The organism is Cupriavidus oxalaticus (assembly GCF_038900635.1).
GTDB classification, from domain to species: Bacteria; Pseudomonadota; Gammaproteobacteria; order Burkholderiales; family Burkholderiaceae; genus Cupriavidus; species Cupriavidus oxalaticus_B.
Map to the genome: position 1 here is coordinate 220,727 of NZ_JAYMRX010000010.1, position 12,505 is coordinate 233,231.

General features: G+C 63.2%; 9 protein-coding genes and 1 pseudogene. 8 read left to right on the forward strand and 2 right to left on the reverse strand.

Annotation, left to right across the window (positions count from 1 at the left end; all coding sequences use genetic code 11):
• Positions 1-24 precede the first annotated feature (24 nt).
• From VSR71_RS18260 to VSR71_RS18270, 3 genes are all read left to right on the forward strand, one after another.
• Positions 25-1,140 carry a porin gene (locus VSR71_RS18260; protein ID WP_342915249.1) on the forward strand — a complete coding sequence of 372 codons (1,116 nt, stop codon included), beginning with the start codon at positions 25-27 and terminating at the stop codon, positions 1,138-1,140.
• Between the two features lie 145 nt (positions 1,141-1,285).
• Complete coding sequence (gene acs, locus VSR71_RS18265; RefSeq protein ID WP_342915250.1) at positions 1,286-3,268, forward strand: acetate--CoA ligase; 1,983 nt, start codon at positions 1,286-1,288, stop codon at positions 3,266-3,268.
• A gap of 213 nt (positions 3,269-3,481) precedes the next feature.
• On the forward strand, positions 3,482-3,805 hold the full coding sequence (locus VSR71_RS18270) for a hypothetical protein (RefSeq protein ID WP_342915251.1): 324 nt from the start codon (positions 3,482-3,484) through the stop codon (positions 3,803-3,805).
• Positions 3,806-3,862: 57 nt separating this feature from the next.
• Here the strand turns inward: VSR71_RS18270 and VSR71_RS18275 are convergent, their stop codons facing one another.
• Positions 3,863-5,032, reverse strand: coding sequence for an aminotransferase class V-fold PLP-dependent enzyme (locus tag VSR71_RS18275; protein ID WP_342915252.1), 1,170 nt, complete (start codon positions 5,030-5,032; stop codon positions 3,863-3,865).
• A gap of 58 nt (positions 5,033-5,090) precedes the next feature.
• Positions 5,091-5,948: a GNAT family N-acetyltransferase gene (locus VSR71_RS18280; RefSeq protein WP_342915253.1), complete on the reverse strand. Its 858-nt coding sequence runs from the start codon at positions 5,946-5,948 to the stop codon at positions 5,091-5,093.
• 262 nt (positions 5,949-6,210) lie between these two features.
• On the opposite strand from VSR71_RS18280, the gene VSR71_RS18285 reads away from it, so the two are divergent.
• From VSR71_RS18285 to VSR71_RS18305, 5 genes and pseudogenes are all read left to right on the forward strand, one after another.
• Positions 6,211-7,155, forward strand: a complete 945-nt coding sequence (locus tag VSR71_RS18285; RefSeq protein ID WP_342915254.1) for a cupin domain-containing protein — start codon at positions 6,211-6,213, stop codon at positions 7,153-7,155.
• Between the two features lie 364 nt (positions 7,156-7,519).
• Positions 7,520-9,016 carry an aldehyde dehydrogenase family protein gene (locus tag VSR71_RS18290; protein WP_342915255.1) on the forward strand — a complete coding sequence of 499 codons (1,497 nt, stop codon included), beginning with the start codon at positions 7,520-7,522 and terminating at the stop codon, positions 9,014-9,016.
• 150 nt (positions 9,017-9,166) lie between these two features.
• Positions 9,167-10,786, forward strand: a complete 1,620-nt coding sequence (locus VSR71_RS18295) for an ABC transporter substrate-binding protein (protein WP_342915256.1) — start codon at positions 9,167-9,169, stop codon at positions 10,784-10,786.
• Between the two features lie 379 nt (positions 10,787-11,165).
• On the forward strand, positions 11,166-12,122 hold the full coding sequence (locus tag VSR71_RS18300) for an ABC transporter permease (RefSeq protein ID WP_342915257.1): 957 nt from the start codon (positions 11,166-11,168) through the stop codon (positions 12,120-12,122).
• A gap of 31 nt (positions 12,123-12,153) precedes the next feature.
• Positions 12,154-12,505: pseudogene (locus tag VSR71_RS18305) on the forward strand (ABC transporter permease); the annotation flags it as partial.

A 12,505-nucleotide genomic window follows, 5' to 3' on the forward strand; every position in this document is an offset into this window, starting at 1 on the left:
GCCATCATTCGAGGAAACAATTTCATGAAATTGAAGCTGCTGGCCATGTCGGCCGCCTTGCTGGCTGGCTCCGCCGCATATGCGCAATCCAGCGTGACGCTGTATGGGGTTGCCGATGTGGGTATCGAGTATCTCAACCACGCCGTGGCCTCGACCGGTACCGTGCCTGCGGGTGCGCAGAGCCACAATCTCTGGGCCATGCAGTCGGGGAACCAGTCCGGATCGCGGTGGGGATTGCGCGGTGTGGAAGACCTCGGTGGTGGAATGAGCGGCATCTTCCTGCTCGAAAGCGGGTTCAACCTTGATACCGGCACGTCGGGACAAGGTGGCCGTCTGTTCGGACGGGGAGCCTACGTTGGCCTGAAGAACCAATGGGGCCAGCTGACCCTGGGCCGGCACACGACCCCGTTCTTTGACTTTGGCGTCTACTACGACCCGATGGCCATCGCGGCCCGTTATTCCTCCGGTGCGCAGGACCCATACATGGGCGGAGCACGCGCCGACAACTCCGCGAAATACATGGGCAAGTTCGGCGGGCTGAGCGTGACGGCACTGTACAGCTTCAACAGCAACAACCAGGAGGTGGCAGGCAACTTCACCAACGGACGTTCGTACTCGCTGGCTCTCAGCTATGACGGCGGCCCGTTCTCGGTCGGCGCCATCTACGACCAGTCTAACCGGTCCGCCGCCACCGCGCTTTCGACCGATAGCCTGATCCGCCGGGCCGCGGTTGCCGGCACCTACACACTCGGTCAGGCCAGGCTCTACGCAGGATATCGCTACGCGCATGCGTTCAACGGGGCTACGCTGCCTGGCGTTGCCGTGACGAACACGGTGTCAAACCTCGGCTGGTTCGGGGTTGGCTACCAGGTGTTGCCGGCGCTGTCGGTCACCGGTTCTGCGTACTATCAGAATTTGCGTGAGGGGAATGCCGGGAATCCGTGGCTATTCGTCGCGCTGATCGACTATACGCTGTCGAAGCGCACCGATATCTATACCTCGGTTGCGTACTCGCTGAACCGCGGCAAATCCAATCTCGGTGTGGTCGGGTTCAATGACCAGCTCGGTGCAAGCAGCGAAGCGGTTCGCCCGGGTGCCAACCAGTTTGGCGCGATCGTTGGCATTCGCCACAAGTTCTGAACGCACGTCCCATTCGCGCCGACCCCGGGGGTGAAAGCTGAATCCCCGGGGTTAGGCCTCGATCAGTCAGCACAAACAGCGCGCTGACTGATCGGCGTGCAATCTTCATCAGCTGACAGCCGTCCATTCGCTCAAAGATATAGCCATGTCCAACATCGCCCCGTTGAACCAGGACTCCGGGCTCTTTCACCCTCCCGTGGATTTTGTGAAGCAAGCCAGGATCTCCGGCATGGAAGCCTATCGGGCGCTGTGCGCCGAGGCCGAAGAGGACTACGAACGCTTCTGGTCCCGGCATGCGCGCGACAACATCAGCTGGCACAAGCAGTTTACCCAGACGCTGAACCAGGACCATGCTCCCTTCTACCGCTGGTTCGAGGACGGCGAACTGAACGTTTCGTACAACTGCCTGGACCGCAACCTGGTAAATGGCAATGCCGGAAAGACGGCAATCATTTTCGAGGCGGACGAGGGGGAGGTCAGCCGGATCACCTATGCGCAGCTTCACGCCAAGGTCTGCCAGGTTGCCAATGGCTTGCGTGCGCTTGGCATCGGCAAGGGCGACCGCGTGGTGATCTACATGCCGATGTCGATCGAGGGCATTGCCGCCATGCAGGCATGTGCGCGCATCGGTGCCGTGCATTCGGTTGTGTTCGGCGGCTTCTCGGCCAGGTCGCTACGCGAGCGCATCATCGACGCTGGCGCGGTGGCCGTGATCACGGCCGACGAACAGGTGCGCGGCGGCAAGCGCTTGCCGCTGAAAGCCATCGTAGACGAAGCATTGGCCCTGGGCGGTTGCGAGACGGTTCGGCGCGTCGTCGTTTACCGCCGCACGGGCGCCGACATCGGCTTCATTGCCGGACGTGACTTGTGGCTGGATGACCTGGTCGCCGGCCGGGACGCATCCTGCGAGCCGGAATGGGTTGACGCCGAACATCCGCTATTCATCCTTTACACCTCGGGTTCCACCGGCAAGCCAAAAGGCGTGCAGCATGCTTGCGGCGGCTATCTGCTGTGGGCAATGCTGACGATGAAGTGGACCTTCGACATCAAGCCTTCTGACGTGTTCTGGTGCACCGCCGACATCGGCTGGATCACCGGCCACACCTATATTGCCTACGGTCCGCTTGCGGTCGGGGCGACGCAGATCGTGTTCGAAGGTGTGCCGACCTATCCCAATGCGGGGCGGTGCTGGGAGATGGCCAGCAAGCATCGCGCCACCATCTTCTATACGGCCCCGACGGCGATCCGGGCGCTGATCAAGGCCTGCGACAAGGATCCGTCGGTGCACCCCGGGCAGTATGACCTGTCCAGCCTGCGGTTGCTCGGGTCTGTAGGCGAACCGATCAATCCCGAGACCTGGATGTGGTACCACCAGAACGTGGGCAACGGGAGTTGCCCGATCGTCGATACCTTCTGGCAGACCGAAACCGGCGGCCACATGATCAGCCCGCTGCCAGGCGCGATGCCGCTGCAGCCGGGATCGTGCACGTTGCCGCTGCCCGGCATCATGGCGGCCGTGGTGGACGAAGCCGGCAATGAACTGCCCCATGGGCAAGGTGGCATCCTGGTCATCAAGCGCCCGTGGCCATCCATGATCCGCACCATCTGGGGCGACCCGGAGCGGTTCCGCACCAGCTATTTCCCGCAGGACCTTGGCGGCAAGCTTTACCTGGCTGGCGACGGTGCGGTGCGCCATGACCAGACCGGCTATTTCAGCATCACCGGGCGCATCGACGACGTGCTCAATGTCTCCGGACACCGTATGGGCACCATGGAGATCGAATCCGCGCTCGCTGCGAACCAGTACGTGGCCGACGCCGCCGTGGTCGGCAAGCCGGACGACACAACTGGCGAGGCGATCTGCGCGTTTGTGGTGCTCAAAGGTGTCCGCCCCCAGGGCGACGCTGCGCAGCAAATGGCCCGGGAACTGCGTGACTGGGTGGCCAGGGAGATTGGCCCGATCGCAAAGCCCAGGGAGATCCGTTTTGCCGACAACCTGCCCAAGACCCGGTCGGGCAAGGTCATGCGGCGGCTGTTGCGCCTGATCGCGCGCGGGGAGGAAATCACGCAGGACCTGTCTACCCTGGAAGACCCGGCGATCCTCGATCAATTGAGGCAAGCCCGGTAATCCAGGCTGCCGACCGTGCGTTGCGCACCATGGGCCCGGCCCGCGCGGCTAACCGGTCGATTCAACAGCGGCCACACGAAGCGATACGTGTGACGAACGCCATCTAGTCCAAGCTTATGCGCGAAAGGACCAAACGCGGACACTGGAATCGTGATCTGAAAGCAAAAGCAATGCAGCAGACGGATAAAATCAGGCAGGACAGGGAGAGTGCCAATGTCTCCTAAGCAACGTTGGGTGGCAATGCGGGAGCGCTACCCCGCGCTGGGTGACTTTGGCTACGTCAGCATGATGCTCAATTCCTCCATGCATCCAAAGACACAGCATCGCGTTCTGGACTGCATCGAGGAACAGCGCATATGGGAGTGGCGCGGTGCGCCGGGCATCGGCATCACCCGCTTCGGACGCTTCGAGCATTCCTGCTGCGTGACTTTTGCATGCAGGGGCCACGGCGTCATGTACTACGTGAGCCAGGATGGGCGTTACCGTATGGAGGAAGCGCCCGCCTTTGTCTCCGAGTTTTCGTCGGACCGGCAGTAGGGGCTGCATGGCGGGGCGGGGCGCCCCAGCCTGCCACGCCGCCACCTGCTGCCAGGCTCAGCTTTGCCTGACGACCTGCCTGAGTGCATTCACAAAGACATCGAGATCGCGCTTGAGCATATAGATATGCGGCGATACGCGAAGCCCGGCGACATGCCTGACCTGGCGGAACTTGACGTGCACCGCGTGGGTCTGCCGCAGTGCCTGCTCGATGGTTTTGGCGTCCAGATTCTCGATGGAGAACAGGCTCACTGCACCCAGGTTGTCCGTATCCACCGGTGTGTACAACTGGAAGCCCGGCAGGTCCCGCACCTGGTCGATCCAGTAGCGCGTCAGCTCGCGCAGCCGTGCGTGGATGTTCGCCGTGCCAAGTTCGCGATGGAAGCGGATCGCGGGTGCAATGCCGGCCTGTATGGCGGAGTTGTAGGTGCCGAGATTCCAGTGATCGAACTTGTCGATGCGCAGCGGCGGCGGATCGAAGGGCGCCAGCAACGGCCAGGTGCTGTCGATCCGGCTTGCCCTGACGATCAGCATGCCGTTGCCGACCGGCGCTCCCAGCCACTTATGCAGGCTTGTCACGAAGTAGTCGCAGTCGAGGTCGCGGAAGCTGACTGGCATCTGCGCGAAGCACTGGGCCCCATCGACAATCGTGATGATCCCTTTGGCCCGCGCCACCTCGCAGATGCGCTTCACCGGCAAGACGCGGCCGTTCCAGTGAAACATGTGGGTGAGTTGCAGCACCCGGGTCTTCGGCGTCATGCCGGCTTCGTACGACTCGACGATCTCCTCATCGCTTGCCGTCAGTGCAAAGTCCACAGAGACTACCTCGATGCCCTCCCGCTGCTGCCGCTGGCCCCATGCCGCCCGCACGCTTGGATAGTCCCACGCCGAAATCAGTACCTGGTCGCCGGCGGTGAGCGGTATGCCGAAGATCGCCGTGCTCAGGCCCTCGGAGGCATTGCGGTTCAATGCGATTTCTTCCGGGCTGCAATCGGCAAGTTCCGCAAGCTGCTGCTTGATGGAAGGGAGCGCAGCGTCGAGCTTGCTCCACATGTTCACGTCCGGATTCTGGCTGATCAGCCGATAGGCGTCGATCATCGCCTGTTCGACAACGAGCGGCGGTGGGCTGACCGCAGCGTTGTTGAGATTCAGCAACGGCTGTTGCCTGGGATAAGCGTCGCGAACTCGCTCCCACAATGATTCGTCGGCGGCATGACTGCTCGACATTCGATGCTCCTCAAGTACTATTTTTGAATTCAAAGAAGGGGCCGGCTGTGGGCATGGCTCAGCAAAGCGCCTGGTTGATCAGCGCAAACTGCTGCAGCGCGTTATCGGCCTGCGGCACGCCATTGCGTGCCATGGCCACCACGGTGTCCACTTGAGGCAATCCCGCCTGCGCGAGCCAGTCCTGCAGGCCGCTGGTTCCGGTGACATCCACACGTACGAAGGATCCGGCGCAGGCGCCTCCCCAGTGGGCGATCAAGGCCTTGGCGCGCTCGCTGTCGGAGGCCACCACCGGCCCGATTACATGGCCTCGGCCGAACCGGCGCAAGACCGAAAATCCGACAGCTTCGCCATTGCGTTCCAGTACGACAGCTTCGGCGATGGGCAACAGTGCCTTCATCAGTTCGCTGCGGAACATGCCGGTAGCGCGATTTGCCAGTGCAGTCACCGCCTCGATATCGCGCGGCCCGAACGGGCGGAGCCGTTCCCCTGCCGCCAGTGCAACCGGGCCGACGGCGTTCATGGTGCCCTGATGCTGGTGGATGGTGCCGGTGGCAACAAAGCCAAGGCGTTCATATAGCGGCTGCCCGGCCCGGGTTGCATTGAGCAGCGTGGTGCGATCGCCCAGCACTTCCAGCACAAGGCGCATCAGTTCCTTGCCGATGCCCTTGCCCTGATGGTCCGACGACACAATGATCATTCCCAGCGATGCCTGCTGTCCCTGCTTCCAGCATAGCCCGGTGCCGATCACCGTACCGCCTTCTTCGGCGACGAAGCCCGTTCCGAGGCGCAGCACGAATTGCCAGTCTTCGGCCCGATGGGGCCAGCGCAGCGCTTGCGACAAGGCATACGCCGCGGGCACGTCCTGTTCGGTCATTGCACGGTAGGTCACTGAATCATTGCTGTCGTGGCTGGGCATGGCGTCTTCCTTTGAGTACGAAAATCCATCTTGCCATAGTCGCCATGCCTTTTACGGAGGGCCGGGCCGGAAAATGCGATTCCACATATTCGCCTGAGCATCCGCTTCGGGACGCCAGGCTTATGCCGTCGAGCCGGTGTCAGACCGCATCCATTGCTAAAACCATGCCCCTGCCATCGGTTTGTGTGCGCACCGGCCACGTCCCACGTTAAGGAACGGCCGGTGCCCATCCCACGCAAGCGGGGGATGGCTGCAGCAAATCATGCTGATTCAGAGCCCAAATGCAACGGCTTGTAGGTTTGAAGCCCATCTGAACACGATATACCGCAGGCACGATGGTGCTGTAATTCTCCATGAGCGCGGCCAGCGCCTGCGCGGATCCATGTCTTCCTATCCAGGGATCGTGCGAGCCACACCAATGCAGCCTGATCCTCACGAATCGCGAGAGCACGTCATGTCGAGCATACAGCCGGGCGCCACGTTGCGCGCCAGACCCCCTTCATTTGTCGATCTGCGCGCGTTTGCGCAAGACCAGGCGCTGGGCATTCCTTTCCCCCGGCCATCCGGCGAAAACGACTTCCTTTCCAGCCGCCGCCTGCTGGACCTGCCGCCGGGGCCAGTCACCGTCGGCGTCATCAGCCTCGATGCCGGCAGTGGGACGGTGAGGGGACAGCCGGCGGATGAATTCATCATTGTCAGCGAAGGCAGGCTGATCCTGACGCAGCAGGGCCGTACCATTGCCTTGGGCGAGGGCAGCAGCGCCATGCTGTTGCACGACGCCGAGTTCGGCTGGTCCGCGGATGGCCCGGCTTCGGTCATCTTCATGCGCTACGGCATCAGCCAGCCAGGCGCGCGCACGGTCCTGCCGATCGCGGAAGCACCGACGCTGGTGCCATCGGGCACGCCCGCTGCGGAATTGCTGCTCACGCCAACGCCGGCTTGTCGCAACTTCACGGACTACCGTTCCGAAGACACCCAGTTCGTCTGCGGGACATGGGATTCGACGCCGTACCATCGGCGGGCGATGTCCTATCCGCACTATGAGCTGATGCACCTGCTGGCCGGCAGCGTGACGTTCGAAGACGACGCGGGCCGGCGCGGAACGTTCTCGCAAGGCGACATTTTTCTTGTCGAGCAGCACGCGCAATGCAGTTGGGAAAGCCGCGAACATGTGGCCAAGGTTTATGCAATCTTCCGGCCAGCCTAGGCGGGAGAGCTTTGCCGTCGTACTTCGGTGGTCTCCGCTTCCCTGTGAAGCCTTGCCCGCAGGCAGCGATGCCTGCGGGTTTTTTTTCGGACGAGACGATAACTCGCCGGCCATGCCTGCAAGAGGGCGCGCTCGCCCGGCACACCAGGCGGCGTGCTGGTGCAATCCGGGAGGAGCTTTCGTGCCAGGGAACCCCAATACATTGGGGTTTCTCCTTAACTCGGAAGATTCGTTTGCGCCGGGTGCCAGTTTTGCAATTCGATGCGGAAGTGCTGTCCTTAACTGAGATAAATTCTGGGCATTCTTGTCTAGCATGGAAGGCATCAACCCACCCTTGGCGCCGAGCTGAAGCGCCCATCATTCCGTGCAAGTATTCGACCCCCGCGCTGTCGCCGTATCCACCGGCCATTTCATTGGTGGACAGTTCGTGCCCGATGCCGGCCGTATTGCCGTGCGGCGTCCCTCCGATAACCAGGTGCACGCCGAGCTTCCTGTGGCCGAAGCCGCCGCGGTCGATGCTGCCGTGCTTGACGCATGGAAGGCCTGGCGGACCAGCGACTGGGCGCGCCGGGCGCCGCGGGAGCGGGCCCGCGTGCTGCGTCGATGGGCGGACCTGATCGAAGCGGATGTGGGCTGCCTGGCCCCGCTCGAAGCCGTGTGCTCGACGCGGCCGGTCCGCGATGCTACCGCCTGGGATGTACCGTTCACGGCGGAGGGACTGCGATTCTTCGCCGAATATGCCGACAAGCTGGGCGGGGAGGTGGCGGCCACGCAGCATGATCACCTTGGCATGGTGGTAGCCGAGCCGTATGGCGTGGTGGGCGCGATCACGCCGTGGAATTTCCCGCTGGTGATGGTGTCCTGGAAGGTCGGTGCCGCACTTGCCGCGGGCAACGCCGTAGTGCTGAAACCTTCGGAACTGACGCCATTCTCCGCGGTGCGCCTGGCTCAGTTGGCCATCGAAGCCGGCGTGCCGCCGGGCCTGTTCAATGTGGTGCAGGGTGACGGCGCGACGACGGGAGATGCGCTGACGCGCCACCCGCTGATTTCGAAAATGACCTTCACGGGATCGACGCGTACGGGGGCCGCGATTATGGCAACGTGCGCGTTACAGGGTCCCAAGCCCGTGACGCTGGAGCTGGGCGGCAAGAGTCCTCAGCTTGTATTCGATGATGCACCGGATCTTGACCGGCTGGCCGGCATCATTGCCGGCGCCGTTACTGGCAATGCCGGGCAAGTTTGCGTCGCCGGCTCGCGGCTGATTGTGCAACGCGGCATCGCCGAAGCGCTGGTCGAGCGCATCGTCGCCCGCTTCGCTTCCCTGCGTCCCGGCGCCACCTGGGATGATGCCACCACGCTGTCGCCGATTATCTCGGAGACGCAGGCGTCGCGCATTCTCGACATCGTTGAGCGTGCGCGCGGCGCCGGCGCTCGATTGCGCTGTGGCGGTGGCCTGGTGGACGGCGGTCCTGGCGGCGCATTCGTCAGGCCCACACTGATCGAAGGGGTGAGGGACGACAATCCGGCGGTGCTGGAAGAGATCTTTGGCCCAGTGCTGACGGTGCAAACCTTCAAGGATGAAGAGGAAGGGCTGGCGCTTGCCGCGCACGCGCACTACGGCCTCGCTGCGGGCGTTCATACCGCGGACATTGGCCGGGCCCTGCGCGCCATGCGCGGCATTTCCGCGGGCACGGTATGGATCAACCGCTACGGGCGCAGCGCGGACTTTGTCATCCCGACCGGCGGCTATCACCAATCTGGCATCGGCAAGGATCTCGGACGCCAGGCGGTGGAAGCAAATCTGCGCTTCAAGAGCGTGCTGATCGATTTTACGGCAAGGGATGGCGACACCCAATCCTGACCGCACTAACTGCCGTCGGCGCTATTTAAAACCGCATCTATTACGCGTCCTTGTCGCCCGTTTCCCGATAAATGGCGTGGCGACGCATGCTTGAATCGCCCCATCTCGACGCTTTCGCTTGGACCTATCCACTAAGCCAGGAGTACAACCATGAAGGGTCGCTGTAACGAGTTTGCAAGCCTTGTCGGTCCCGGTGAAAGCCTTCGTGTCCTGGACGGGCTCACGCGCGGCGCCAGCCGGCGCGATGTGTTGAAGGCGCTGCTGGCGGGCGGCATGCAAGCTACGCTGGCCGGTAGCCTGGCCAGTCAGGCGGTCGAGGTTCATGCACAGACGCCGAGGCGCGGCGGACGCATCCGCGTGGCCGCTGCCACCGCAGCTGCGTCCGATACGCTGGATCCTGCCAAGCAGGCGAACCAGAACGACTATGTGCGCTGTAACATGGTCTACAACGGCCTGACCTCGCTCGACGCCAGCCTGACGCCGCGGCCGGCGTTGGCGGAGTCCTTCAATACCACCGACGCGAAGACCTGGGTATTCGCGTTGCGCAAGGGCGTGACATTCCATGACGGCAAGGCGTTGTCGCCCGCTGATGTGGTGTACTCGGTCATGCGTCACAAGGATCCTGCCACCGCTTCCAAGGGCAAGGTGCTTGCGGAGCAGATCGAGAGCGTCAAGGCCACCGGTCCCGCCGAAGTGACCATGGTGTTGACCCAGCCGAATGCCGATCTCCCGGTGATCCTCGGGACGTCTCATTTCCAGATCGTCAAGGAAGGCACTACCGACTTCAGCGCGGGCATCGGCACCGGACCCTACAAGATCAAGGAGTTCCGGCCCGGCGTGCGCACCGTTGCCGTGCGCAACGAGGCATATTGGAAGCCGGGCAAGCCGTACCTCGACGAGATCGAGTTCGTTGGCATCGCCGACGAAAGCGCGCGCGTCAATGCGCTGCTGTCTGGCGAAATGGACCTGGTGGCCATGGTGAACCCGCGCGCCGTGGCCCGTATCAAGGGTACGCCTGGATACGCGCTACTGATCACCAGGTCCGGTCAATACACCGACCTGATCCTGCGCAAGGACGTCGGTCCCGGCACGAATCCGGACTTCATCATGGGGATGAAGTATCTGCTTGACCGGGAGCAGATGAAACAGGCAATCGCACTCGGCAATGCCGTCATTGCCAACGACCAGCCAATCGACCCCACCAACCGCTTTTACTTCAAGGAACTGCCGCAGCGGCCGTTCGATCCGGAGAAGGCGAAGTTCCATTTGCGCAAAGCCGGCGTGACGGGCAAGGTGCCGGTGGTGACGTCGCCGGCGGCGCTGTATTCGGTCGAGATGGCGTTGATGCTGCAACAGGCTGCCCAACGCGTCGGCCTGGAACTCGACATCAAGCGCATGCCGGCCGATGGTTACTGGTCGAACCACTGGCTCAATAGCCCCGTCGGCTTCGGCAATGTGAATCCGCGCCCCAGCGCCGATACGATTCTCACGCAGTTCTTTAAGTCCGATGCGCCCTGGAACGAGTCGCGCTGGAAGAACGCGCAGTTCGACCAACTTCTGCTAGGCGCGCGTGCGGAGACTGACTTCGCCAAACGCAAGCAGATGTATGCCGATATGCAAACCATGATTCATGCCGAGGCGGGCATCGGGATCCCGTTGTTCTTGTCCAGTATCGATGCGCATTCAACGAAGCTCAAGGGCTTGTCGCCCATCCCGCTGGGCGGTCTGATGGGCTATTCGTTTGCGGAACACGTCTGGCTCGACGCTTGACCAGCGAAGCCTGGAAAGCCCGCGCTCCGGACGCGGGCGCATTTTTGCCTGCGACCGGCCGAGCACCAGTGCCCGGAGTCGCGGTGCCAACACGCGAGATTTTCTGAAGCGGATTCAAGTCAGGTAAAGAATTTTTCCCCCGGGCGACGCGGCCAAAACAGCCCGTCGCGACCTGTCGCGTCCATGTTTGCCGGCCTGCAACTGGCTGCATGAATGCGGATACACCCACTGGCGATTTAAAGAACGCCGATCCTGGCAGTAGTTCCCGCGTGCTCTGTTGAGAGCAACCCGTCGGGGATGCCATTTGAGCGACCTGAGGGGCGGACCATTCGCCAGGATCGAAAGTCGCGGCCCGATTGATTAACTAGAAGGAGACCCCATGAATCTGTTTATATTTCGTCTGCTGGCGCGGCGTGTCGGGCTGGCGCTGATCTCCCTGCTGGCCGTCTCGGCCATCGTCTTCGCGATCACGTCGGTATTGCCCGGCGACGCCGCCCAGGAACAGCTCGGGCAAGACGCCACCCCTGAGGCCCTGGCCGCGCTGCGCAGCCAGATGGGCCTGGACGTACCGGCGCCGGTGCGCTACGTCCACTGGCTGGGCGGCCTGCTGACTGGCGACGCCGGCGAGTCCCTGGCCACCCGCATGCCGGTGTCGGAGGCCATCGGCAGCCGCTTGCCCAATTCGCTGCTGCTGGCGGGCCTGACCGCGCTGATCTCGGTGCCGGTGGCGCTGGGCCTCGGCATCCTCGCGGCCGTCTATCGCGGCACCTGGTTCGACCGCGGCGTCAGCCTCGGCGCAGTGGCAGTGGTCTCCGTGCCCGAGTTCCTGGTCGCCACGCTGGCGGTATTGCTGTTCGCGGTCCAGCTGCGCTGGCTGCCGGCGCTGGCCTATGTCGGCAACGACGAGTCCTGGGACAAGGTGCTGCGTTCGCTGGCCATGCCGGTGCTGACGCTGTGCTGCGTGATCGTCGCGCAGATGCTGCGCATGACGCGCGCCGCGGTGATCGACCAGCTGCAGGCGCCCTACATCGAGATGGTGCGGCTCAAGGGCGCCTCCTCGACCCGCATGGTGCTGTTCCACGCCCTGCCCAACGCCATCGGCCCGATCGCCAATGCCGTGGCACTCAGCCTGTCCTACCTGCTCGGCGGCGTCATCATCATCGAGACCATCTTCAACTACCCCGGCATCGCCAAGCTGATGGTCGACAGCGTTGCCCAGCGCGACATGCCCGTAGTCCAGGTATGCGCCATGATTTTCTGCGCGACTTACCTCACCCTTGTCACGCTTGCCGATGTAAGCGGCATCGTCGCCAATCCGCGTCTGCGTCACCGCTGATGCCCTGAACGCCATGCAGGAGCCGCACCCCATGTCCACAACTTCCAACACACACGCCCCGGCCACTCTCGCCGCTGCCGAAGCGCGCCGTCGCCGGCCGCGCCTGCCCCGGTTAGGGCTCGCCGGCTGGATCGGCTGTCTTATCCTCCTCGGCTGGCTGCTCGCTGCCATTCTCGGCCCGATCCTGATCAATCCGGATGCCACCGCCTCGGGCGAGATCCAGGTCTTCGGGCCGCTCAGCGCCCAGCATTGGCTCGGCACCGACTACATGGGCCGGGACATGCTCGCGCGCGTGCTGCTCGGCGCGCGCTATACCGTCTGCCTGGCGCTGGTCTCGACCCTGTGCGCCAGCGGCATCGGCATCACGCTCGCGCTGCTCGCCA

Coding starts and splice junctions, on each gene's coding strand:
- VSR71_RS18260 (WP_342915249.1), top strand. CDS start 25: ATGAAATTGAAGCTGCTGGCCATGTCGGCCGCCTTGCTGGCTGGCTCC.
- acs (WP_342915250.1), top strand. CDS start 1,286: ATGTCCAACATCGCCCCGTTGAACCAGGACTCCGGGCTCTTTCACCCT.
- VSR71_RS18270 (WP_342915251.1), top strand. CDS start 3,482: ATGTCTCCTAAGCAACGTTGGGTGGCAATGCGGGAGCGCTACCCCGCG.
- VSR71_RS18275 (WP_342915252.1), bottom strand. CDS start 5,032: ATGTCGAGCAGTCATGCCGCCGACGAATCATTGTGGGAGCGAGTTCGC.
- VSR71_RS18280 (WP_342915253.1), bottom strand. CDS start 5,948: ATGCCCAGCCACGACAGCAATGATTCAGTGACCTACCGTGCAATGACC.
- VSR71_RS18285 (WP_342915254.1), top strand. CDS start 6,211: ATGCTGATTCAGAGCCCAAATGCAACGGCTTGTAGGTTTGAAGCCCAT.
- VSR71_RS18295 (WP_342915256.1), top strand. CDS start 9,167: ATGAAGGGTCGCTGTAACGAGTTTGCAAGCCTTGTCGGTCCCGGTGAA.
- VSR71_RS18300 (WP_342915257.1), top strand. CDS start 11,166: ATGAATCTGTTTATATTTCGTCTGCTGGCGCGGCGTGTCGGGCTGGCG.